The organism is Bradyrhizobium guangdongense (genome assembly GCF_006483445.1).
Lineage (GTDB): Bacteria > Pseudomonadota > Alphaproteobacteria > Rhizobiales > Xanthobacteraceae > Bradyrhizobium > Bradyrhizobium guangdongense_A.
This window is the reverse complement of record NZ_PPPT01000043.1, coordinates 1-21,798: the sequence shown is the minus strand read 5'-3', so window position 1 is coordinate 21,798 and position 21,798 is coordinate 1. Positions and strand designations below refer to the sequence as shown.

At 63.8% G+C, this 21,798-nt stretch carries 21 protein-coding genes and 1 tRNA gene; 13 read left to right on the top strand and 9 right to left on the bottom strand.

Annotated features, from left to right (window positions below; translation table 11 throughout):
• The first annotated feature begins 146 nt into the window (after positions 1 to 146).
• Positions 147 to 1,499 (top strand): oxygen-independent coproporphyrinogen III oxidase, encoded by a 1,353-nt coding sequence (hemN, locus tag C2U70_RS07030; protein ID WP_140977280.1) that lies wholly within the window; start codon positions 147 to 149, stop codon positions 1,497 to 1,499.
• A gap of 58 nt (positions 1,500 to 1,557) precedes the next feature.
• On the opposite strand, the gene C2U70_RS07025 is transcribed toward hemN, so the two are convergent.
• Positions 1,558 to 2,526, bottom strand: coding sequence for a LysR substrate-binding domain-containing protein (locus C2U70_RS07025; RefSeq protein ID WP_140977279.1), 969 nt, complete (start codon positions 2,524 to 2,526; stop codon positions 1,558 to 1,560).
• Positions 2,527 to 2,641: 115 nt separating this feature from the next.
• On the opposite strand from C2U70_RS07025, the gene C2U70_RS32870 reads away from it, so the two are divergent.
• Positions 2,642 to 3,028, top strand: a complete 387-nt coding sequence (locus C2U70_RS32870; protein WP_186294104.1) for a hypothetical protein — start codon at positions 2,642 to 2,644, stop codon at positions 3,026 to 3,028.
• Positions 3,029 to 3,041: 13 nt separating this feature from the next.
• Positions 3,042 to 4,097: a zinc-dependent alcohol dehydrogenase gene (locus C2U70_RS07020; protein ID WP_186294103.1), complete on the top strand. Its 1,056-nt coding sequence runs from the start codon at positions 3,042 to 3,044 to the stop codon at positions 4,095 to 4,097.
• Between the two features lie 67 nt (positions 4,098 to 4,164).
• On the opposite strand, the gene C2U70_RS07015 is transcribed toward C2U70_RS07020, so the two are convergent.
• Positions 4,165 to 4,875, bottom strand: a complete 711-nt coding sequence (locus C2U70_RS07015) for a Crp/Fnr family transcriptional regulator (protein ID WP_140977277.1) — start codon at positions 4,873 to 4,875, stop codon at positions 4,165 to 4,167.
• Positions 4,876 to 5,004: 129 nt separating this feature from the next.
• On the opposite strand from C2U70_RS07015, the gene C2U70_RS07010 reads away from it, so the two are divergent.
• Positions 5,005 to 6,213 (top strand): NnrS family protein, encoded by a 1,209-nt coding sequence (locus C2U70_RS07010; protein ID WP_140977276.1) that lies wholly within the window; start codon positions 5,005 to 5,007, stop codon positions 6,211 to 6,213.
• Positions 6,214 to 6,217: 4 nt separating this feature from the next.
• On the opposite strand, the gene C2U70_RS07005 is transcribed toward C2U70_RS07010, so the two are convergent.
• The gene (locus tag C2U70_RS07005) at positions 6,218 to 9,802 is read right to left on the bottom strand and encodes a sensor histidine kinase (RefSeq protein WP_140977275.1); all 3,585 of its coding nucleotides are present in this window, start codon (positions 9,800 to 9,802) and stop codon (positions 6,218 to 6,220) included.
• Positions 9,803 to 10,581: 779 nt separating this feature from the next.
• On the opposite strand from C2U70_RS07005, the gene C2U70_RS07000 reads away from it, so the two are divergent.
• From C2U70_RS07000 to C2U70_RS06980, 5 genes are all read left to right on the top strand, one after another.
• Complete coding sequence (locus C2U70_RS07000; protein WP_140977274.1) at positions 10,582 to 11,016, top strand: phasin; 435 nt, start codon at positions 10,582 to 10,584, stop codon at positions 11,014 to 11,016.
• Positions 11,017 to 11,209: 193 nt separating this feature from the next.
• Positions 11,210 to 11,286: transfer RNA gene (locus C2U70_RS06995), tRNA-His, on the top strand.
• Positions 11,287 to 11,452: 166 nt separating this feature from the next.
• Positions 11,453 to 12,184 (top strand): TIGR04255 family protein, encoded by a 732-nt coding sequence (locus C2U70_RS06990; RefSeq protein WP_140977273.1) that lies wholly within the window; start codon positions 11,453 to 11,455, stop codon positions 12,182 to 12,184.
• The gene (locus C2U70_RS06985; RefSeq protein WP_140977272.1) at positions 12,181 to 12,741 is read left to right on the top strand and encodes a hypothetical protein; all 561 of its coding nucleotides are present in this window, start codon (positions 12,181 to 12,183) and stop codon (positions 12,739 to 12,741) included. Before C2U70_RS06990 ends, C2U70_RS06985 begins: the two co-directional genes overlap by 4 nt.
• On the top strand, positions 12,731 to 13,186 hold the full coding sequence (locus C2U70_RS06980) for a hypothetical protein (RefSeq protein WP_140977271.1): 456 nt from the start codon (positions 12,731 to 12,733) through the stop codon (positions 13,184 to 13,186). The genes C2U70_RS06985 and C2U70_RS06980 overlap by 11 nt, the downstream gene beginning before the upstream one ends.
• A gap of 100 nt (positions 13,187 to 13,286) precedes the next feature.
• Here the strand turns inward: C2U70_RS06980 and C2U70_RS06975 are convergent, their stop codons facing one another.
• On the bottom strand, positions 13,287 to 13,691 hold the full coding sequence (locus tag C2U70_RS06975) for a nuclear transport factor 2 family protein (protein WP_140977270.1): 405 nt from the start codon (positions 13,689 to 13,691) through the stop codon (positions 13,287 to 13,289).
• Positions 13,692 to 14,118: 427 nt separating this feature from the next.
• On the opposite strand from C2U70_RS06975, the gene C2U70_RS06970 reads away from it, so the two are divergent.
• Together C2U70_RS06970 and C2U70_RS06965 are read left to right on the top strand one after the other, a co-directional pair.
• A complete protein-coding gene (locus tag C2U70_RS06970; protein ID WP_140977269.1) occupies positions 14,119 to 14,526 on the top strand; it encodes a hypothetical protein in 408 nt (135 codons plus the stop codon).
• 249 nt (positions 14,527 to 14,775) lie between these two features.
• On the top strand, positions 14,776 to 16,341 hold the full coding sequence (locus C2U70_RS06965; RefSeq protein WP_246666682.1) for a glycosyltransferase family 39 protein: 1,566 nt from the start codon (positions 14,776 to 14,778) through the stop codon (positions 16,339 to 16,341).
• 33 nt (positions 16,342 to 16,374) lie between these two features.
• On the opposite strand, the gene C2U70_RS06960 is transcribed toward C2U70_RS06965, so the two are convergent.
• On the bottom strand, positions 16,375 to 17,319 hold the full coding sequence (locus C2U70_RS06960) for an AEC family transporter (RefSeq protein WP_140977268.1): 945 nt from the start codon (positions 17,317 to 17,319) through the stop codon (positions 16,375 to 16,377).
• A 413-nt stretch (positions 17,320 to 17,732) separates the two neighbouring features.
• Between C2U70_RS06960 and C2U70_RS06955 the strand changes: the two genes are divergently transcribed.
• Both C2U70_RS06955 and C2U70_RS06950 read left to right on the top strand, forming a co-directional pair.
• Entirely contained in the window at positions 17,733 to 18,077 is a 345-nt protein-coding gene (locus C2U70_RS06955; RefSeq protein ID WP_140977267.1) for a hypothetical protein, read from the top strand.
• A 348-nt stretch (positions 18,078 to 18,425) separates the two neighbouring features.
• Positions 18,426 to 19,103, top strand: a complete 678-nt coding sequence (locus C2U70_RS06950) for a ParA family protein (protein WP_140977266.1) — start codon at positions 18,426 to 18,428, stop codon at positions 19,101 to 19,103.
• An 82-nt stretch (positions 19,104 to 19,185) separates the two neighbouring features.
• Here C2U70_RS06950 and C2U70_RS32865 read toward each other — a convergent pair whose 3' ends face one another.
• From C2U70_RS32865 to C2U70_RS06940, 4 genes are all read right to left on the bottom strand, one after another.
• Positions 19,186 to 19,335: a hypothetical protein gene (locus tag C2U70_RS32865; RefSeq protein WP_186294106.1), complete on the bottom strand. Its 150-nt coding sequence runs from the start codon at positions 19,333 to 19,335 to the stop codon at positions 19,186 to 19,188.
• 130 nt (positions 19,336 to 19,465) lie between these two features.
• Entirely contained in the window at positions 19,466 to 19,612 is a 147-nt protein-coding gene (locus C2U70_RS32860) for a hypothetical protein (protein ID WP_186294102.1), read from the bottom strand.
• A gap of 327 nt (positions 19,613 to 19,939) precedes the next feature.
• On the bottom strand, positions 19,940 to 20,869 hold the full coding sequence (locus C2U70_RS06945) for a 4-hydroxy-tetrahydrodipicolinate synthase family protein (RefSeq protein WP_140977265.1): 930 nt from the start codon (positions 20,867 to 20,869) through the stop codon (positions 19,940 to 19,942).
• 442 nt (positions 20,870 to 21,311) lie between these two features.
• The coding region (locus C2U70_RS06940) for a LysR substrate-binding domain-containing protein (protein WP_246666681.1) at positions 21,312 to 21,798 on the bottom strand (487 nt) is incomplete at its 5' end.

The following is a 21,798-nucleotide window of genomic DNA, read 5'->3' as shown; positions in this document are numbered from 1 at the left end:
CATGGACCGGATCGGCAAATTCCGCTTTGCGCGAGCGCAAGCCTGGGTCGTCGGCGGCTTTGACCGAGCGCAAGGTCGTCCGCCGCGAATGGCGGTAGAGGAGGACCATTAAGGGCTTGGGCAAGGATTTTGGCAGGGATTCTGGAATGAGGACCGATCTTGCGGCGGCCTATGGCGAGGAACGCCTGCCGCGCTACACGAGCTATCCGACCGCACCGCATTTCTCGCCGGCCGTGACGCCTGATGTCTATGCACGATGGCTCGCCGAGATTCCGGCCAATGTCAGCGCCTCGCTGTACCTGCACGTGCCGTTCTGCCGGAAGATGTGCTGGTATTGCGGCTGCCACACCCAGATCGCCCGCCGCGAGGATCCGGTGGCGCAATATCAGGCGACGCTTTTGCGCGAGGTCTCCCTGGTCGCTGAAGCGATCGGCCGCCGCATCAAGGTCGAGCACATTCACTTCGGCGGCGGCACGCCGACCATCATGGCGCCGGAAGCTTTTACCGAGCTGATGGCGGCGATCCGCCAGGCCTTCTTCGTGCTGCCGACGGCCGAGATCGCCGTCGAGATCGACCCGCGCACGCTGACATCGGAGATGACCGACGCGCTGGCGCTCGCCGGCATCAATCGCGCCAGTCTCGGCGTGCAGAGTTTTGATCCCGCCGTGCAGGTCGCGATCAACCGCGTGCAGAGTTTTGCGCAGACCAAAAAGGTCACCGAGGATCTGCGCCAGGCCGGCATAAAGGGCGTCAATTTCGACCTGATCTACGGTTTGCCGTACCAGACGGTCGCCTCCTGCCTCGCCACGGTGCAGCGCTGCCTCGAGCTGCGCCCCGATCGCTTCTCGGTGTTCGGCTATGCCCATGTCCCGAGCTTCAAGAAACACCAGCGCAAGATCGAGGAGGCTCGCCTGCCCGCTAGCCGCGCGCGGCACGACCAGGCCTGCGCGATCGCCAATGCGCTGAAGGAAGCGGGCTACGTGCAGATCGGTCTCGATCACTTTGCATTGCCCGGCGATCCCATGGCGGTTGCCTTCGAGCAGCATCGGCTGCGGCGCAATTTTCAGGGCTACACGACCGACAGCAGCGACGTCCTGATCGGCCTCGGCGCGAGCGCGATCGGGCATCTGCCGCAGGGCTACGTCCAGAACGACGTGCGCATCGAGACCTATGCAGAGGCGATCGATGCCGGCCGGCTCGCCACCGTCAAGGGTTATGCGCTGACCGACGACGACCGGCTCCGCGCCGACATCATCGAGCGCATCATGTGCGATTTTGCCGTCGATCTCGGCGAAGTCTGCGCCCGCCACGGCACGGCGTCGGCCGTGATGCTGCAATCCGCGCCGCGCCTGAAGACGCTGATCTCGGACGGCGTGGTCGAGCTCGACGGCGACCAGCTCGCGGTCAACAGCGACTCCCGCTTCCTCCTGCGCAGCGTCGCCGCCGCCTTCGACGCCCATCTCGACACCGCGAAGCAGTTGCACAGCCGCGCGGTGTGAGGCCTCACGACGTCCCGCCGTCCGAACGAAGACGCAACGCCCGATCTTTCCAAAATGGTCAGGGCGCGCGGCTTTGCTTCCGCACGATGTCTCTGGAATTTGCCAGGAGCCGATGCTTGTCCTGCTGCATCTCTTGCAGAATCCATGCGGTAAAGCTCTTGACGATCCAGCGCGATTGATCGCGCCGCCGGTAGGTCACGAAGAAAGCGCCCGCGCTGACGCGTTTCGTACGAAATGGAATGACGAGATTCCGTGCGATCGGTGCGTCCCACACGATCGGGTCGAGACCAAGAACGAGCCCGCGACCTGCCGCCGCTGCCTCCAGGGCAGCGGGCACGGTATCGAACGACAGGCTGGACCTGGGTTTAACCGGTGCGTTGCCGCTTGCCGCAAGCCAATTTTGCCATCCGTCGGGCCTCGCCGAAATATGAATCAAGGTCGCGCGTGACAAATCGGAAGGCCGCTTGATCTCTTCCGCAACACGCGTTGCGCACAGGGGCACGGCTCTCAAGTCGATCAGCTTGTGCGAGATGAGATTCGGCGACGGCCGATGGGCGCTCCTGATCGCTACATCGACGCCGTCGGTCTCGAAATCGGCAAGCGCGTTGCTGGTATCGATCTCGATGGCAACGTCCGCTCCTTCCTTTGCACACAGCTCTTGAAATCCCTGCAGGCGCGGGATCAGCCAGCTGGATGCGATCAGCGGCAGCGCACTGATACGCAACGATCTGTCGCGCGCGCCGGCACGCGCTGTCGTGGCCGCCTCGGCGATGGTGCGGAAAGCAGTGTCGAGGCGGCGAAACAGTGTTCGCCCCCTTGCGGTCAATTGGATCTGGCGCCCCGTCCTGAGGAATAGCTGTTGGCCGACCCAGTCCTCGAGAATCCTGATCTGGTGGCTCACGGCGGACGGTGTAACTCCGAGTTCGTCGGCAGCCGCGCGCACGCTTTCGCAACGCGCCGCTGCAACGAACGCGCGCAAGGTGGAATAGGCCGGCAGTTCATCCCGGGGCATGCAATAGCTGAGCACAGCTCAACAATCGCGTAAAGATCTCATGCTGCTCGGACAGGATCGGTTCGCTACGAAGGTGTTTCCGGCCGGGTGCGCCGGGTCCTGAGTCCCACTGAACCGAGAGGCCTGCCCGATGAACCGTCGTCTCAGCGTCATCACGATTGCCGCAACCGGACTATTTGCCTTTGCGCCGGCATTTGGCCAGGCGGTCAACTCCGAAAAGCTCGTCGCAACGATCGTCATCGCGAAGCGCCCGCCGAGCGTGCCGCGCGACAAGCTCGATCAATTGATCGTCGCGTCCGTCCCGACCTATCAGAAGATCTCCGGGCTGCTCGCCAAGTTCTTCACCGTCAACGATGACAGCTACGGCGGCATGTATCTTTGGAGCGATCGCAAGGCGGCCGAGGCCTGGTTCACGCCGGCGTGGACTGCGAACGTCAAGGACAAAACCGGGGCCGACCCCCAAGTCATCTATTTCGATTCCCCCGTCCAGATCGACAACCGTGGGCCACGCCACTGACGGAGCTTTGGCCGTGCGCCAGTTGACGTTCATCGAGCCTGGTAAATTCGAATGGCACGACGTGCCGGCGCCTCGGATCAGCTCTGATACCGACGCGATCGTCAGACCGCTCACGGTCGCGCGCTGTGATCTCGACTTCTACATTGCGCGCGGTATTGCCAGGCATCGCGGTCCCTTCGCGTTCGGCCACGAGACCATCGGGGAGGTCGTCGAGGCCGGCCCGGCGGTCCCCTTCAGGCCCGGCGAGCGCGTGGCAGTGCCGTTCCAGCTGTCGTGCGGCAGGTGCGCCAATTGCCAGCGCGGCTTCACCAATTCCTGTTCGAGCTTTCCATTTGGAGCCGCCTATGGGCTGAAGGCAACCTCGGGAACGGAGTTTGGCGGCGCCCTCTCCGACCTCATATACGTCCCTTTTGCCGATCACATGCTGCTGCCATTGCCCGCTGGAGTCGATCCGATCGTTGCGGCAAGTGCCCCGGATAACATCGCTGACGGCTGGCGAGCGGTCCAACCGCACCTGCAGGCGCGACCGGGCGGCTCGGTTCTGGTCGTCGGCGGCGGTGAAAACAGCGATGGCCTGGGTGCGATGAGTGTCGGCCTGTACGCCGCCGGCGCCGCCGTGGCGCTGATGGCTGGCGAGGTGCTCTACCTCGACGATGATGAGAACCGCCGCCAGCGAGCCCGGTTGATGGGGGCGACCGTGGATCGCCTGGCTCTCGCAGAAGGGCGCAGCGCCGAACGCCAGTTCGACATCGTGGTGCTGGCTCTCGGCAGCGATGCCGCACTCCAGTTCGCGATACAGTCGACCGGACCGAATGGCGTATTGACGAGCGTGACGATATTTCTGGATCGCACCAATGCCGTGCCGCTCACCCGCGCCTACACCAAGGGGCTGACATTCCTGACCGGGCGTGTGAACTCGCGATCGGTCTTGCCCGGCGTGCTGGCCTGCATCGCGTGCGGGGCCTTTCATCCGGAGCACGTCACGAGCCGAACATTCACCTTCGACCAGGCCGCTGATGCGATGACGGAGGCAGGGCCGAAATTCGTCTTTTGCCGACAACTGCGGTGACACAAGGGCCTCCCGCCTTTGCAAGGATGCAGCCCCTCTCCCCGCAAGAACGGGGAGAGGGAGAAGATCAAGCCTGCCCGCCACCCGCATTCTGCTCCGCCAGCACAAAGATCTTGTGCGGCTCCCGCAAAATGATCCGCTGGCGGCCGCCTTCGATCAGGCCGAGCTGCTCCCAGCCGGAGAGGATGCGGCTCACCGTGTGCAACGTGGTGCCGGTCATCTGCGCGATGTCCTGGCGGCTGATCGGGAAATCGATCTCGACGCCGTGGTCGAGTTTCTTGCCGGATTGCTTTGCGAGCCGCAGCAGCGCGTGCGCGACGCGCTGCTCGACCTGCTGGGTCGACATTTCGAGCACCCGGGTGTGGGTTTCCTGCAGGCGTGCGCCGACCGTCTGCAGCGTGTTGGTGGCGAGCGCCGGGAATTTTTGCACCAGCCGCGGCCAGGTGCCGGTCGGCCAGGCCAGCACGACGCTGTCGTCGACCGCGGTCGCAGTGGCCGGATATTGCGCGAGCCCGATCGCCATCGCGAGCCCAAAAGTCTCGCCGGGCGCGACATAGCGCACCACGATCTGCTCGCCGGTCGGCGTGGTCTTGGCGGCTCTGATATGGCCGTGCAGCAGCAGGAAGAAGGAATGCGCGTCCCCGCCCTGCTCGAACACATGGCCGTTCTTCGGATAGCGCGCGGAGCGGGCCTCGCGCAGGATCTCGTCGAGTTCCTCGCCCTTGAACCCCGCAAACAGCGGCAGATGCGCAACCAGCGACGGATCGACCTTGGCCATGATGCCTCCAGCTCCGGCTGTGTCATGGCACCTCTGATCGTCCGGCAGTTTGCGATAGCGCAAAACGAGCCGGCCGGGCCGCCGGTATTTTTGTGCCTGAGAAAATCGATTTCACCGGAGTTGACCGCCATGTCGGGCCGTTCCCGCAACCATCAAGGCTGGCCGCTGCTGGCTCACAGCTTTCGCCCCTTCTTTCTGCTGGCTGCGCTCCAGGCGGCGGCCTCGATCCTGGTCTGGCTGCCGGCCTTCTATGGCGAGCTATCGCTGACCTCGGCCTTCGCCCCGCGCGACTGGCATGTGCACGAGATGCTCTACGGCTTCCTGCCGGCCGTCATCACCGGCTTCCTGTTCACGGCGATCCCGAACTGGACCGGACGGCTGCCGATCCAGGGCACGCCGCTGGCGGCGCTCGTGATCGTCTGGCTCGCGGGCCGGATCGCGGTGACGCTGTCGGCCGAGACCGGCTGGCTGTTTGCGCTTCTGATCGACGCGTCGTTCCTGGCGCTGGTGGTTGCGGCGGCGGCGCGCGAGATCATCGCTGGCAGGAACTGGCGCAATTTGCCGGTCGTGCTGATGATCTCCGTGCTGCTCGCCGGCAATGTCGCCTTCCATCTCGAAGCGCATCTTGCCGGCAGCGCCGACATCAGCATCCGCATCGGCATCTCCGTGGTCGTGCTGCTGCTCTCCCTGATCGGCGGCCGCATCATCCCGAGCTTTACCCGCAACTGGCTGGTCAAGATGAATCCCGGCCGCTTGCCGATTCCGTTTGGCCGTTTCGACGGCGTCGTGATCGGGCTGAGTGCGCTGACGCTGCTGGCTTGGATTGCAAGCCCGCTGAGCGCGGCGACCGGTGTCGCGATGGTGCTCGCGGGCGGCTTGCATCTCGTGCGCCTCGCGCGCTGGGCCGGCGACCGCACCTCGCGCGAGCGGCTGCTGCTGATCCTGCATGTCGGCTACGCCTTCGTGCCCGTCGGTTTCCTGCTGCATGCATTGGCTGCCTTCGGTGTGCTGCCGCCGAGCGCAGGCATCCACGCCTGGATGACCGGCGCCGCCGGCACCATGACGCTCGCGGTGATGACACGCGCGAGCCTCGGCCATACCGGCCAGACGCTGACGGCGTCGATCGCGACGCATGTCATCTACGCCGCGATCATCATCGCCGGCGCGACGCGGGTCTGTGCGGTGCTCGTGCCGGCGCATAGCGACGCGGCGCTGCATGTCGCAGCCTTCGCCTGGATAACGGCCTATCTCGGCTTCGCCGTGGCGTTCGGCCCGCTGCTGCTCGGACTGCGCTTCCGCGCGCTGGCGACGGTACGTCCAGCCACCGTCGCTCGCTAGCGTCTCACGCCCTGGCCAGCGCCTGCGAAAACACCACTTCGATCAGCGTGCCGGAATTCGCCGCGCTCTTGATGTGGAATTTGGCGCGGTTGGCTTCGACCAGCGCTTTCGTCAGCGACAGATTGAGCGCGGAATTGTCTGCGGCGTCCGACGGCGGCGGGGTGCGGAACGGCTCCATCGCGGCCGCGACCTCGCGTTCGCTGAGGCCATGGCCGGTGTCGCGGATGCGCAAGACCACCTCGCCGCGATCGGTCAGCGCTGTGGAGACGATCACCTGGCCGCCGGCGCTGGCGAGCCGGATCGAGTTGCCGATCAGATTCATCGCGATCTGCCGCATCGCGCGGGCGTCCGCCGTCACGGATGGCAGCGCATGCGCGAGCGAGGTGCGGATGATGATGCGCTCGCGGTTGGCCTGCGGCTGCATCACCACGACACAGGCCTCGACGAGGTCGTTGAGGTTCAAGTTCGTGAAGGCGAGGTCGAGCTTGCCGGTCTCGATCCGCGTCAGCTCCTCGAGATCGTCGATGATGGAGATCACGCGCTCGCCGGAGGCGCGGATGTCCTTCATGTATTCGCCGTAACGCTCGTTGCCGAGCGCGCCAAAGCGCTCGGAGATCATCACCTCGGAGAAGCCGATGATGGCGTTGAGCGGCGTGCGGATCTCGTGGCTGATGCGCGCCAGCATGTCGGCCTTGGCATTGGCCGCGCGATCGCTGAGAGCTTGCGCCTCCCGCATCTCCTTCTCGCCCTTCTTGCTCTGCGAGAGATCGCGGAACACGGCGAAGAAGTTCGGACCGTCGGGCCGCGTGCGGCCCATGATCATGGCGAGCGGGATCAAGCCGCCCTTGGCCTCGCGCCCCAGCACCTCGCGGCCGTAATCGAGCAGGCTCGCGATGTCGTGGCTCTTCAGGCTGTCGAGATAGTCGGCGACCACGCGCTGGCTTTCGGGTGCGAACAGCGTGGCGAGATTCTGCTGCAGCAGGTGCTCGCCGTCATAGCCGAACAGCGCCTCCGCGCTGCGGTTGCAGGCGTGGATGTTGCCTTCGGCATCGAACATGATGATGCCTTCGGCCGTGGTGTCGAGGATCGCGGCGAGATCCTCCGCATTGGCCTGGCCGGCCTCGGCGTCAGGCTCGACCTCTGCGATCGCCTCGACCTCTTCCACCGTCGTGACGACGGCCTCGGTGATAACAGTTGCGGCCTGCGGCAGGCCGCAGATCAGCGCATGCGCGGATTCGCCGTCCCAGGAGATCGTGTGCAGATGCGCCTCGGTGGCGCCGTCCGCCGGCGCATCGTCGGTGTCATTGTTGGTGTCGTGGTTCGCCGACACAGTCACCGGCGTGCCGGCCTCCGACGTGCTGCTCGCGGAGGAGACGCCGGGCGCGACATAGAGCGCATCGAGCCCGCCGGCGTCCTCCAGCGCGTGCAGGCTTGCAAAGCCCATGCGCGCGAGGAACGCCGGGTTGGCATAGAGCAGGCGGTCGAGGCGGTAGATCAGGATGCCCGAGGGCAGGAGATCGAGCAGCACGCGGTCGCGCGCGCTGTCGCCGCGCGGCGCCGGCTTTGGCTCGGTCAACCATTCCGCCGCGCTTGGCGTCGGCGCTGCGCTATGCGTCGGCGGCGGCGCTTGCGGCGGCTCAGGCGAGAGCGGGGGAGGTGGCGGCGGCTCGCTCACGGCCTGCGCCATCTGCTCGGGTGCGGTCGGCGCCAGCAAAATGTCCTGCTCGCGTTCGAGCCGCTCGGACAATTGCCGCGCGAGCTCGTTGAAGGCGCTGTTCTCGACGGGCGTGAGCGTCGGCGCCTTGGTGGTTTCGCCTAATGGGCGGAACGGCACGACGTTGGGGGGCGTTTCCACGGCTTGATCCAAATCGGTTTGTTGTGAATTCCCTTGGATAGTTTCTTGGATAGTTTCTTGGCTAGTTTCTTGGCTAGGTTCTTGGCTAGTTTCTTGGGTGGTTTCTTGGATTGCTTGTTCCGGCAGCTTGTCGTCGATTGTCTGTTCGGACATGTCTGCGACGATTTCGGGCTCGTAGAACTCGACACGTGAAGGCGGCGGCTCCCGCACACCATCGTCTTCCACGATGTCGGTCGGCGCCGCAGTCGCGGTCGGCTCCACGGTTTCCCCTCGGGGTTCGATGGGCTCGGCGATATCTGCGTGACGATGCGCGACCGGCGGCTCCGTGAACAGCTCGAACCGCCTGAGCGCCTCGAGCTTGTTCAGCCCGTCGAGATCGCGGCAGACGCCAAATCCCTTGAAGCCCGCAAAGTTGCGCGCGCGGTCGTAGACCGGCAGGCCCGCAAGCTCCACGGTCAGCGGCTCGCCGCCGTCGACCGGCCATTTCACGGTGACGCCGGCCCAGGTATCGCGGCTGGCGATCGCTTTTGCGACGCGCCCCTCCGGATCGAGCCCGAACACGTCTGCGATCTCCGACCACGGACGGCCGAAGCCCGCCGCGCTGTGCGCGCCCATCAGGCGGATGAACTCATCGGAGCCGAGCACGAAGCGGCCTTCCGCATCCATCTGCCACAGGAAGCGCAGCGGATGGTTGCGCGGCGCGGCCTTCTCCGCGTGGGGGGGCGGCTCGTCCATGAGGCCTGTGATCGGCTCGACTTGGGGCGGCACAATGTCCTTGGCGGAGTCTTCAACAGGCGTTTGCACGGGTGCCGCTTCGACCGGCGCGGAGACCGCTTCGACGGCCGGCCCCGGCGCCGGCACGACCGGCTCCGATGTCGGCGCAGGCGCAGGCGCATCCAGCGGCTCGTTGAAGGGATCGAACAACATGAATTCGGACGGCGCCTCGTTCGACAGCGCCGGCTGCTCGTAGTCGGGCACCGCAGGCACTGCGGGCGTGTCCGGCACGGCCTGAACCGGCGGCTCGGGCGCTGCCGCTGTAGCCGGCTCCGCCGCAACGGTCTCCGCCTCCGGCGGTGTCTGCGGCGCAGCCGGCTGAACCATCGCGATCAGCCCGGTATCCGCGCCGGAGCCGACGCGCTGCAGGACCACATGCCCGTTGCCGATGGGCATCTCGACGCGCCCCGTCGCCAGCGCATCGCTGCGCGCGTGCTCGAGGCCGGCCTCTTCGAGATTGCGACAGCCGCGCAAGGGGCGCGCGAGCTCGCTCGCGGCAATGAAGGCGCCGTCGGTCGCGAACGCCGCCATCGGGGTCACAGCGCCTTCGACCAGCCGTTGCAGCCGTTCATTGAGCGGCATGACGCGAACTGGGGTATCCATCGCGGTCACCAGCACGCCCTGGCTGCCGTCGGCAAATTTCAGCCGCAGGCAGGCGCAGGTCATGAGCACGCCGAGCGAGGCGCCGAAACCGCGCAGCCGCTCCATACGAACAGCGCCGTTGACCGGAAGCTGGTGCGCCAGACGCGCGACCTGGCGGCGCTGCGGATCGGCCGGGCCGATTTTCCTGGCGGCGAGCTCGGCGCTATTGGCCGCGCCGAACAGTCTTGCGCCGACCGGGTTGGCCCACAGCACGCGCGCGCCGTCGAGCGACCACAGCCAGGCCGGCAAAGGAGAGGTCGCATGCACGGCCAGCCGCGGATCGCTCACACTGCGCAACTGGAAATCCGAACTCGTCATCCGACCGGCTTGTGTCTCTGGGAGATCCAAGGCCGCCGGAATGACAGCCTTAAGAAAGGGTTAGTATCGCCCCAGCGCGGGACCAGGTCCACGCCACGCCCGCGATAACCTTAACGCCCCAGCCCCCGCAAGCGCCCCACGCGTCGTGCCTGTGCATGGGGAGGAGCGGGAAACTACGGGGCCAATCCCGGGGGCCCGTCATTCCGGGGCGCGCGTCCGCCGAAGCTCGAAGAGCGCAGGCGAAAGCGCGAGCACGCCGTCATTCCGGGGCGCGCCCGCTTGGGCGCGAGCCCGGAATCCATTCCTCCGCGCGCTCTGCGGCCCGATGGATTCCGGGCTCTCTCGCTTCGCTCGAGCCCCGGAATGACGTCGGAGGCGAGTGCGCCGTCATTCCGGGGCGCGCGTCCGCCAAAGCTCGGAGAGCGCAGGCGAAAGCGCGAGCCCGGAATCCATTTGTCCGCACGCTCCGCGGCCCGATGGATTCCGGGCTCCTTCGCTCCGCTCCGGCCCCGGAATGACGAGAACGGGGAGGCCGCCGCTCGCCACCCCCTCAACCCCCAGTTCCCCACCCCAGGAACTGCATCCTCCCCGGGACAGCAATGCGGCATTGCACCCCAGATTGCATTGCATTGCACAATGTTGACATGATACTGGTGTTCACTGCTGGGCGCTGGGCGAGCCGTTCTCGTATTGCGTTTCAGTTTGTCCGTACCCGCCGCTGTGACCGGCGGGCGCGCGCCAGAAGGCTCACTCCGCTTCCAACATTGTGAGGGACAACCATGACAGGTGCGACTGATCCATTCTCCGCCTCGATCATTCCGTTCGAGGTTCCGGAACAGATGCGTGCGTTCGCCGAGAAGGGCGTTTCGCAGGCCCGCGAGAGCTACGCCAAGTTCAAGGATGCTGCCGAGAGCCAGAACGGCACCATCGAGGCGGTGTTCACCACCGCCAGCAAGGGTGTCAGCGAGTACACCGCCAAGCTGATGGAATTCGCCAAGGCCAACACCTCGACGCATCTCGACTTCATGCAGTCGCTGATCGGCCTCAAGTCGCCGGCCGAAGCGCTGGAGGTGTGGACCGCCCACACCAAGAAGCAGTTCGAGACCCTCCAGGCCCAGGCCAAGGAGCTCGCCGAAATCGGCCAGCGCGTCGCCACCGCGACCGCCGAGCCGATCAAGGCCTCCGCCTCGAAGCTCTACCACCCCGCCGCCTGATCCGGCCGGGTCCTTGTGAGTTGAAGTTAAGCCCGGGCCCAACGGCCCGGGTTTTGTTCTGAAGTTCGTGTTTTTGCGTCGGATTCTGGTCGCCTGCGGCCTTGCCAAACAGGGCCGTTGCACCTAGTTTCCGCCCCGTCCAGCCCCCCTTGGTTCGGCTCTTTTCAGGCCCCAAGCGGCGGCTCGCCCGGATGCAGTTGTAGCTCAGTTGGTTAGAGCGCCTGTCTGTGGAACAGGAGGTCGGTGGTTCGAGCCCACCCAACTGTACCAGGGGTGCGGATGACGCCGAAACTCTCGTCGCTTGCAGTAATTCCCACAGTTCTGATTTGTATACTTCCTAGCTGACCCAAATCATCAGCCCGGCTTCGATTGTACGCTTTCAACGCTCGTAAATGGGTATGTGATAGGTCCCAGCGAGCAGGTTGGAATAGGACGAATGTCAGACAGACACCAGTACTCGAAACCCCCGCTTATCGAGGCCGTCATAGAGCTGAGATTCGATCAGGCGATGTCTGACAAGGACCTGACGCGGGCGAAGGATCGGCTGCACCGCGCATTCCCGGCGGTGGATGAGATGAAGACCTTCCAGGCCAAACTTGAAGCTCATGGCGCAGTCCAGGACATGGGCCTTGCGGGCTATAAGATGACGGCCAAGAACGGCTTAGATGTCGTTTTGCTGCAGCGAAACATACTCGTTACCAGCCGGCTCGCGCCCTACGAGGGATGGGATGCGCTGGTAGCGAAGACGCAGGCCAACTACGAAATCTTTGAAAGGGCGGTTGGATTTAGACGCATCGTACGGCTTGGTTCGCGCTTCGTGAACCGAATTGATGTACCCGATCGCCTGTTGGCAAATAAGCCCATCAGCGATTTGCTAAATATCAAGATTGCTTTGCCTGCCGGAATTGCAACTTCTCAGTCAGGATTCTCACTTGCGACCAACTTTGTGCACAGCGGAAGCGATCTGAAAGTGCTGGTGCAAGTTGCAATGGGCGATCCTGTACTCATTGATCATACGTCCGTCTTTGTGGATTTGGATTGCTCCATCGATCAGCAAATTCCGATGAACATGGAAGAACTTTGGAAGCTATTGGCGACGATTAGAGATCCGAAGGACGAAATTTTTGAGAGCTTGCTCACACCTGAGATCCGAGAGCTATTCAGATGATGCGCTCGAGTGCGTTGCCCTCTCAATCGATTAACGAGGCGCCAAATTCGCGTCCCTTGGTCGGTGGCACCGTTAAGACTTCGGATGAGCGAGGTCTGTTCTCGCGCTCTCTGAGCAAATCATTCGAAGAGCGGATAGACGATGCCTTGGTGCAATTGAAGGCTGCGGTCGCTCAGTACGCTATGCACCTTCCAGCCGAGCGGCGACAAGCCATCTCGGATCAACTGGAAAACATCATAAACGTTGATGATTGGTATGACGGCGACGAGTTTCCTGATCTGAACGCCTTTAAGGACCTCCTTGCATGGAGCATCTATGCTGAAGTGCCCGGATGGGATTCTTTGGGGGTGGATGATGAAGGAGACGTCCTTATCGCTTGGCACAGGCATGACGTGACGCTCACTGCTAATTTCGATGGGCACCGCCTGGTACGTTGGACGTCGCGTTATCAGGCCGAGGGAGACACGGTAGCGCACGCTTCGGGCGATTGCTCTCTTCGGCAGTTCGCGCGCCAAGCAAAATTCTATTTGCATGGCGGAGCGATCAATGGCGACTAAGCCGATGGCGGATGAGCATCACCTTGTGAGGCACTGCAAGAAGAAATTCCTTATATGGAAAGATGGACAAGTTGTTGGCGTTCAGCCAGAGGCGTTTGCATTGCGTGCGCCCTCTGCAGAGCGTAAGCAAGAAACGTATCTCAGCGCAGTCCACTACGAGCACTTCGAAGGCGACCATAAAGCCAAGATGAAGGCCTGCTGCCAAGCCACGCCACTTGAACCCAAGCCGGAAGACCGATTGTTGCTCATAAACGCCGGTCTATTGAAGAAGCACGGAACGTACGATCACTATAGAGTCAGGGCTCTTCATATGCCTAAGGCTGATCGAAAGTCGTATGCGGGTATACACGGCTTACCCGTGAAGACAGACGCGGACTTGAACAACCGTCTTCTCACTCAATGTGTCCTTGAACGGATGTCGGTCAACGATGCTATGTCCGTTTAGCTGCCAGGTCCGCTCGGCATCGCCGAGAACAGTGCAATGACGCTGGCCGCTAGCGGCGAGAGGTCTAACAGCTTCAACAGCAATCCAGTCTCATCATGCGTCAGGAGATGATCGCCTTCACCAGCGCCGTGTCCGCAAACTCGGTCAGCTCAACAATCTTCCCATCCTGAAACCTGAACAGGTCCAAAATCTCCGTGCTGAAAACCTTCCCGCTGGGATTAAATCGGATGACCATGCGGGAGTGGACTGCCACGCGATCTCCATCAACCAGCTCGGCCAGGATCTCGCGTTTCTGGAAGTCGAAATTGTCGATGAATTGACCGAAGGCCGCGAGCAGGGTCGCCTGCCCCTGAAAGCTTCCTGTCAGGTGCAGCGCGCTCTTGTCGCCCACCAGGCTGAACGAGCCCTCGGGATGAAAAGCTGCCACCAGGCCCTTCACGTCACCGGCACCGCGCGCGGCGTAAGCGCGCCTGATGACGTCGAGCATGTCCTCGCGTTGTCCCATTTCCCCCTCCTGTGATGCGTATCATCGCAGGATAGCTACCTTTGCGTGCGAAGGCAAAATCATAAGCTACGGATGCGTAGAGCACTTTGCGTGGCTAGCTTGCTTCGGCTGGAAGGGCGCGGGTGAGGGCCGCGTTATACTCGTTTCGCGAACTGCGTATAACCCTCGGGGATTGCGGTGACAGCCCGTAGGATGGATAGAGCGCTTGCGAAACCCATCATGCATCTTGTCGTTCGACCCATCGATGGGTTTCGCCTTCGCTCTACCCATCCTGCGGTCCTGGAACGACGTCGGCGGCCAGTCGCGTCATGGATCGAAACGGGACGCATTCCGGAGTCTTGCGGGCGTCGCGATTAACGTGACGTTAGCCGTGCTGGTGGCGAGATGGTCTCCCTGCAAATCCCCCGGAGGAACAGGTTCCTCTTCCATGCTCAAGGACGGCACATACGCGGCCTGGTTCAAGACCCCGCAGCGGGAAGGGACGGGAATCGTCCACGTCGCCGACGGCGAGATCTGGGGCCGTGACGGCGTCATGACCTACAGCGGATCGCTTCAGCGCGATGGAGATCGCTTCACGGCGATCGTCGTCACCAGGAGGCACACCGAAGGGCTGCCCACCGTTTTCGGCAATGATGTCGAACTGACGCTCAAGCTGACCGGCACGAGTCGCGGAAAAGTAGCGACCTACGTCGGCACGGCCGAACAATTTCCGGACGTGGTGCTCGAGGGCAGGCTGATCTTCAACGAGCAGCAGGCGCAGGCCTCCGCGCCGACGCAGCAGCCCAAATTCGATCCGCGTAAATTGCCGAAACTGCCGAAGCGCCGGGGTCGTTGACTCCTGGGCCGGCTCTGCCAGCCGATCGCGAAATCACCCGTCGCTCTTCGGGCTTCCGGCGCAGCACCCGACGCGCCTGTTGACATCTCCTGCGCCAATTTCCGCACGTTCGGTATTTCGGTATGGGCGTGCGCCATCATCCTACCGATCGAACGGCGCGACGCACGCGCGCGGAGTACGCATCCCTCTGGATCACCGGCGGGCGTCATGCTTTGCTTGCGCGTTACGGGGCTGGGGAGCTCTTTCATTTTGGCTGACGCATTTTTCGAGCGGCGGCTGGCGACCGACGGCGTCAGCGTCTCGAGGTTCTGGATCGCAGCCTGTGCGCTGCTCGTGGTCGCGCTCACGATGATGCGCGCGACGTTCGCGACGCTCGTTCCGCTGCGGGTGGACGAGGCCTATTACTGGACCTGGTCGAGCGAGAGCGTGCTCTCCTATCTCGACCATCCGCCGATGGTGGCCTGGTCCGTTCAGCTCGGCACCTTTCTGTTCGGAGACACCAATCTCGGCGTCCGCCTCGGCGGGCTGCTCGCGATGCTCGCGATGCAGGGTCTCCTCGCCGACATCGTGTGGCGGACGACGCGCGATTGGCGCTACACCATTTTCGCCGTGCTGCTGCCGGAAGCCGCGCTCGACTATGGGCTGATGATGAGCAAGGTCGCCCCGGATACGGCGATGATCGCGTTCAGCATGGCGATGGTCTGGGCGCTGGTCCGGCTGGCGTTGTCGGGCGACCTGCGCTGGTGGCTGCTGGCGGGCCTGTTCGGCGGCTTGGCGTTGCTGTCGAAATACACGGCCATCCTGCTGGTGCCGGCGATCATGGCCTTTGCGGTCGTGCCGTCCTGGCGGAGGCAACAGCTTTCGAGTCCTTATCCCTGGCTTGCGGCCCTGATCGCGCTCGTCGTGTTTTCGCCGGTGCTGTACTGGAACGCGGTGCATGACTGGGTGTCGTTCAGGTTTCAGCTCGATCGTCCCGTACAGCTTGAGGAATGGTCCTTGAGGTTCCTCGGCGATTTCGTCGGCAGCCAGTTCGTGCTGCTCGGCCCGCTGCTGTTTCCGGTCCTGTTGATCGGCGTGGCCATGCTCGGCCGGCGCGGCTTTCGTGCCCGCGATCCCGTTGCGATCCTGCTGTCGATGTGCGTGATCGGTCCGCTCTGCTTCTTCCTGTGGCGGTCCTTGTACGGCCGTATCGGCGACAGCTGGCCATTGTTCGTCTGGCCGTTCGGCTTTGCCTGCGTGGCCATCAATCTCGCGGGCTGGCGCCGGGAGGCGCCGGCCTCACCCATGGCGCGGATCGCGCCGGACGTTGCGGCCATCACGGTTCTCGGCGGAATCGGATGCGTCGTGCTCGCAGCCGTCTACTACACCGCGTCGAACGCAAATCATCTGGCGCAGAACGATCCGATCGGGAAGGAGGCCGGCTTCGCGCTTGTGGTGGACGCCGCACGAGACGAACTGGGCGGGGCGGGCGCGAGCTGGTTCGCGACCACCGACTACCGCATCTATGCGATGTTGCGCTGGCATCTGAAGGACCGCATCCCCGTCGTTCAGGTCAACGAGCGGAGCCGGCAGATCGGGTTTCGTGCCGGACAAGCGGATTCGATCGGCCTGGTCGGGCTCTACGTCGCCCCGAAAGACCAGCCCATGCGTGAGGTCTGGGAGACCACGACGGCGGTGCTCGAGCCGCGCGCGCTGGTCGACCTGACCTGGCGCGGGGTGCGCTACGACACCTACCGGATGGAGAAGCTGACCAAGTGGCAGCCCGTGCTGTCGCCGCCTCCCGGCGATCCGCTCTATGTCAGCAGGCCGCATTGACGCAGCCCCGCCGTCCGTTGTCCGCCACGCGTTTCAGCTCAACCCCGCCACGGCCAGCACGATCACCGGCAGCGTCGCCGCTGCCAGCAGCGTGCCCAGCGCCACCGCGCCCGACACCGGGTTCACCAGCCGCTGATACTGCACCGCAAAGATGTAGGCGTTGGCGCCGGTCGGCATCGCCGACAGCAGCACGACGACGCCGGCGGCGAGCGGTGGCAGGTCCATCAGCTTGGCAAACGCGAACGCGATCGCCGGCATCGCCATCAGCTTGAGCGCGCACATCGCGACGACGGTGAGCTTTTCGCCCTTCACCTCGAAGCGAAACAAATTGATGCCGAGCGCGATCAGCGCGGCCGGCGAGCCCGCCTGCGCCAGCAGGCCGATCGTGGAGTCGACGACCGCGTTGAGGCCGAGGCCGGTGAAGCGCCAGATGACGCCAAAGCCGATCGCGAGCATGATCGGGTTTTTTGCGAGATCGGCGATCACGGGGCCGACGATCGAGAGCGCCGAGCCGGTCTGCTTGCGGTCGACCAGCTCCATCTGCAGCGTGCCGCACAGCCACAGTAGCGGCGTGTTGATCGACAGGATCAGCGCCAACGGCCCCGCGGCCTGGCTGCCGAGCGCGGAGAGGGTGAGGGGAATGCCGAGCATCACGATGTTGCCGTAGACCGAGCCGATCGCGAACACGACGCCGTCCTCGCGGTCCTCGCGCCGCGCGCGCAGCAGCGCCGAGACCGCCAGCGCCAGGGTCCAGGTGATGGCGAGCGCGCCGTAATAGGCGCCCCACATCCGCCACGGGCTGACGTCGGGGAATTCCGACACCACGATGGTGCGGAACAGCAAGGCGGGGATCGCGATCGAGAAGGCGAATTCGGAGATGCCCTTGTGCGCGGTCTCCGAGACGAAGCGAAACAGCACCGACGCATAGCCGGCCGCGATCAGGGCAAAGACCGGCGCGACGATCAACACGGTGGCCATGCGGTGCTCATGTCAGCGGTTTTTGGACGGCTTTTGACACCGCGGAGCAGCTTTTTGCGCGCGCATGCCGAAAGATGCAAGAAATGCCAGCTCTGATGCGATGATGGCAGTTCGCAACGGCCCGGTCCGCCCACACGCTGCGATAGTGCCAATATACGTCTGATTTGCCCGACGGGTCAAGCGATTTTTTGTAAAATCCGAAATGAGGCGGCGGCCCGGACGGCCGCGCGGCGGCTCCCCGCCGCCTACTGTGCATGGGGTTGTTTTCGGCGTTATTTTTCGAGGCTGGGGCACGCCCGACCACCGGACCTGTTGCCCGGAGCGCACAGGGGCGAAATGTCGTCCGGACCTCTGTTGCCAAGCCGGGAGGCATCGCCCACACTCCGATTCGACTGATGCGATGGGGGGAATGAATGCCGGCGTTCCGCTTGGGGAGTTTTGCGTGTGCCGCCCTGTTCGGGGCCGCGCTGACCGTTCTGATCCCGCCCGCAACTGGCCACGCCTATACGCCGGAGCAGCAGCAGGCCTGCACGCCCGACGCGATGCGGCTCTGCGGCGAGTTCGTGCCGAACGTCGATGCCATCACCGCCTGCATGATCCAGAAGAAGTCGCAGCTCTCGCCGCAGTGCCGGCCTTTCTTCCGCCCCGGACCGGAGCCGGTGGCAGGCCAGCCGACCAACATCCGGCCGGTCGCGGCCAAGCCGAAGCCGAAGAAGACGACCACGGCCAAGAAGAAAAAGCCGAAGACCGAAGGCTAGGCTTCGCCGGCGTCGGTCGAGTCACGCGACGGACTCTTTTTGTTCGCCTCGCTTCGCCGATCTCCTGCACCGATTACGGAAACGATCGAGGGAAAAAGGGACGCCGAAGACTTTGCTCGGCCAGGTTGCGTGCCGCTTTGTCCCGACCGACTGCTCAAAAAACGCACCAACTGCTCGTGCGACGGGCCATTCGCTGCGTTTTGTGTCTGCGACGCCAGAACAGTGTGACTCAAAAGCCAACACGGCTGTTATTTCGTGGCGTCGATTCAACTCCCGGTAAATTTTTCTTTCACGAATCAGCGCGCTGATTCATTTTCGTTGCCTGGGGTCAATCTGGAGGCCAGAGGTATGAACGTTATTGTTTTCGCATCGCGTAAAGGCGGCTCGGGCAAGAGTACCCTCGCCGCACATCTCGCAGCGCAGATCAAGGGTAGCAAGCAGATCCTGCTCGTCGACGCGGATCCGCAGGGGTCCCTGACGCTGTGGCACAAGCTGCGCGGCACCAACGAGCCGCAGATCAAGGCAGCGGTCAATTCCGTCAGCGGCATCGTCTCCGCTGCCAAGCGCGACGGTTATGAGTGGGTGTTGATCGACACGCCGCCGAATCTCTCGGCCGTCGTCGACGACGCGATCCGCAACGCGACGATGGTGATCATCCCGGCGCGTCCGGGCGTGTTCGACGTCAACGCGGTGCAGGAAACGATTCAGATGTGCCGTGCGGCGCGCAAGCCCTACGCGGTGGTTCTGAACGGTGCGCCGGCGCGGCGCGACGACGCGGAAAGCCCGATCGTCGCCATCGCGCGCGAGGCACTGGCAAAGTTCCGCGCACCGGTATGGGGCGGTCAGATCACCAATCGTTCGGATTTGTTGATGGCACTCAGCCATGGCGAAGGCGCGCGCGAGTATCAGGCCGAGAGCCGGGCGGCACAGGAGATTGCAAGGCTGTGGGCTGCGATCGAGCGTTCGGTCAAGGCGATCCGCGGCACGGTGTCGGCCTCCGGCGCGATGCACAAGCAGGCAGCGTAATTTTCAAGAGTTCATTGCCCGACGGAAACGCGCGGTCGTCCGCGCGTTTTGCGTTTCTCGAGCATGATCCGGGATGGCGTGGTTACGCCACCATCAGCACGTAGAACATGATGACCGGTGACAGTGTCAGGATCACCGACCAGATGCCGACGGCCCAGAGAATGTCCTCGGTGGTAAAGCCCCGCTGATCGGCGGCCGGGCAGGCCGGCGCCAAATGACCTTCTGTATTCACGATCGCCCCCGCGATTTCTTCGCTTATGGGCGAGAGTGATACCAAGGTCGGCTTAAAATCCCGGTCGCGATTTCGCTCGTATTTGAACGCAAGTCCACAACCGCGGATTAACCACGCCCCGCGTCTTGCCTCAGGCGAGCCAGAGGCGAAACAACAATACCGGCATCAGGCCGAGCATCACGGCCCAGAAGCCGAACGACGAAATCACCAGAATTCCCTGCAGGAGATCGGCCGGCGCATAGTGTCGTGCGACACTGTCTTCAGTGCGAAGCTCCATGATTTCCCCCTTCGAATTTTAGTCTCTGGGGAAACGATAGGAGCGGATGCGTAAACGAGACGTGGATGCGTCATGGCGCGCTGCGGGAGGGATTCACGCGAGGTTAACCACGCGCGCTTCTCACCTTCTCCCACAAGGGGAGAAGGAAGAAAGCGCGCGCGGCGTTAGTACCAACCGCAATGCCTCAGCCTGATCGCGTCGATGGCATCCATACTCGATAGCACGACGTCCTCAGTCAGCCCGACATCGCGGCGCAGCCAGGCGGACAGGGACGACGCATCCACACGCTCATCCCCCGACACTCGCCGCCACGCAGCCTTCGCCGCCTCACGCCACCAGCGCGTCCCCGCCCGCTGATTTTTCCGTCCTCCGCTCGATCTCGCGATCGATCGTCGCGGCGAGCTCGCTGCCGATCTCCACCATCGGCAGCCGCACCTCCGGGCTGTCGATCAGGCCGGTGCGCCACAGCCAGTACTTCGCCGGCGCCGGGCTCGGTTCGGTGAACAAGAGTCGCGTCAGCGCCGCGACCTCCTGCCAATGCGCCAGCGCTGCGTCCGCATTGCCGCGTCGCAATTCGCTCGAGACGGCGGCAAAGGTCGCGGTCTCGATATGGGCCGAGAGCAGGATGCCGCCGTCGGCGCCGTCGCTGAGCGCCTCGTGGTAGTTGGCGTCCTCGCCGGTCAGCACGCGAAAACTCTTCGGGCGGTCGCGGAGCAGCGCGATGGTCTGCTCGCGGCTGGCGCAGCAATCCTTCAGACCTATGATGTTGTGATGCTCGGCCAGACGCAGCAGCGTCTGGTTCGTCATGTTGACGCCGGTACGATAGGGAATGTTGTAGAGCGCGAGCGGCCAGGCGGCGTGATCGGCAAGCCGTTCGAAATGCGCAAGCAGCCCGCGCTGCGAGGGCCGCACATAATACGGGCTCGCGATCAGATAGCCGTCGATCGGCCAGTCCGCGCTCTCGTCGAGGCGATCCTGCATCGCGCGCGTGTCGGCGCCCGACAGCCCCAAGAGAATCGGAACGTTGCGGCGCGCAGCCGCCATCTCCTCGCGCACGACGGCGACGAGGCGTTCGAGCTCGCTGGGTCTCAGCGTCATGCCTTCGCCCGAGGTCGCACCGAGGATGAAGCCGTCGACGGCTTCTCCCGCGTAGTGGCGCGTCAGCCGCTTGAGCGATGTCTCGTCGAGCTGCCCGTCACGGAACGGCGTGACGAGCGGCAGCCAGAGGCCGTGCAGATGATGTCTCAGATCGGTCATGTTCCATCTCCTTGTCAGTTGGGTCTGAGACGGAGGGCACATGAAAAAACCCCGTCCAGACGGCGGGGTTTTGGGAAAGCGGCAATGACGACGTAGCTACTGCGCGCAAAGATCCCGAGGCCCCGGATGGGGGCCTTTTTTCGAGATGGCTGCGCACGACTTCGTGATCATTTGCAAATCATGCGCGGGCTGCACGGAACTGTCAACACGCGCGGAAAGCGAGAGCCTGATTCAACAAGAAAAAAAGCCGGGCCCATGAGAGCCCGGCTTAGGTATTGGCCACGTGAGGCCGACACAATCACCTTCCAAGAGGGATTACTGAACGCCCGCGCCACTGGAGGAGGGGGACAAATGCGCAACGCGAAAGCTCAGCGTGAAAACATTATGGGCTCGCCTGACGCCTTGCAGCAACCGCCGAGGTCGCATGTCAGTCATGCGGAAATCAGGACGGCCAGCGCTGCGCCTTGCTCACCACGAAGTCGCGGAACACCTGCACGCGCGCAACGGTTTTCAGCTCTTCCGGATAGACAAAATACGTATCGAGCTGGATCGAATCCGACTCGCCGAAGAGCTGCACCAGACGGCTCTGCTCCTCGACCAGATAGTCCGGCAGTGCCGCGATGCCGAGGCCTTGCTGACAGGCGCGCACGAGACCGAGAATGTTGTTGACGCGGAAATAGGCCTCGCGCGGACCCGCGCCGTTGCGGCCGGCTTCGACCAGCCAGTTGCGGTTCTGGAGGTGCGGCGCGAAGTTGCCGTCGCTCAGCGAGATGATGCGGTGCGCATCGAGCTCTTCCAGCGTGCGCGGCGTGCCGAAGCGCTTGATGTATTCCGGCGAGCAATAGGCGTGGAAGCCCATCGCGAAAAGCTTGCGCTGGATGAGATCCGGCTGCGTCGGCTTGCGGGTGCGGATCGCGACGTCGGCCTCG

Coding starts and splice junctions, on each gene's coding strand:
- hemN (WP_140977280.1), top strand. CDS start 147: ATGAGGACCGATCTTGCGGCGGCCTATGGCGAGGAACGCCTGCCGCGC.
- C2U70_RS32870 (WP_186294104.1), top strand. CDS start 2,642: ATGAACCGTCGTCTCAGCGTCATCACGATTGCCGCAACCGGACTATTT.
- C2U70_RS07015 (WP_140977277.1), bottom strand. CDS start 4,875: ATGGCCAAGGTCGATCCGTCGCTGGTTGCGCATCTGCCGCTGTTTGCG.
- C2U70_RS07010 (WP_140977276.1), top strand. CDS start 5,005: ATGTCGGGCCGTTCCCGCAACCATCAAGGCTGGCCGCTGCTGGCTCAC.
- C2U70_RS07005 (WP_140977275.1), bottom strand. CDS start 9,802: ATGACGAGTTCGGATTTCCAGTTGCGCAGTGTGAGCGATCCGCGGCTG.
- C2U70_RS07000 (WP_140977274.1), top strand. CDS start 10,582: ATGACAGGTGCGACTGATCCATTCTCCGCCTCGATCATTCCGTTCGAG.
- C2U70_RS06990 (WP_140977273.1), top strand. CDS start 11,453: ATGTCAGACAGACACCAGTACTCGAAACCCCCGCTTATCGAGGCCGTC.
- C2U70_RS06985 (WP_140977272.1), top strand. CDS start 12,181: ATGATGCGCTCGAGTGCGTTGCCCTCTCAATCGATTAACGAGGCGCCA.
- C2U70_RS06980 (WP_140977271.1), top strand. CDS start 12,731: ATGGCGACTAAGCCGATGGCGGATGAGCATCACCTTGTGAGGCACTGC.
- C2U70_RS06975 (WP_140977270.1), bottom strand. CDS start 13,691: ATGGGACAACGCGAGGACATGCTCGACGTCATCAGGCGCGCTTACGCC.
- C2U70_RS06970 (WP_140977269.1), top strand. CDS start 14,119: ATGCTCAAGGACGGCACATACGCGGCCTGGTTCAAGACCCCGCAGCGG.
- C2U70_RS06960 (WP_140977268.1), bottom strand. CDS start 17,319: ATGGCCACCGTGTTGATCGTCGCGCCGGTCTTTGCCCTGATCGCGGCC.
- C2U70_RS06955 (WP_140977267.1), top strand. CDS start 17,733: ATGCCGGCGTTCCGCTTGGGGAGTTTTGCGTGTGCCGCCCTGTTCGGG.
- C2U70_RS06950 (WP_140977266.1), top strand. CDS start 18,426: ATGAACGTTATTGTTTTCGCATCGCGTAAAGGCGGCTCGGGCAAGAGT.
- C2U70_RS32860 (WP_186294102.1), bottom strand. CDS start 19,612: ATGGAGCTTCGCACTGAAGACAGTGTCGCACGACACTATGCGCCGGCC.
- C2U70_RS06945 (WP_140977265.1), bottom strand. CDS start 20,869: ATGACCGATCTGAGACATCATCTGCACGGCCTCTGGCTGCCGCTCGTC.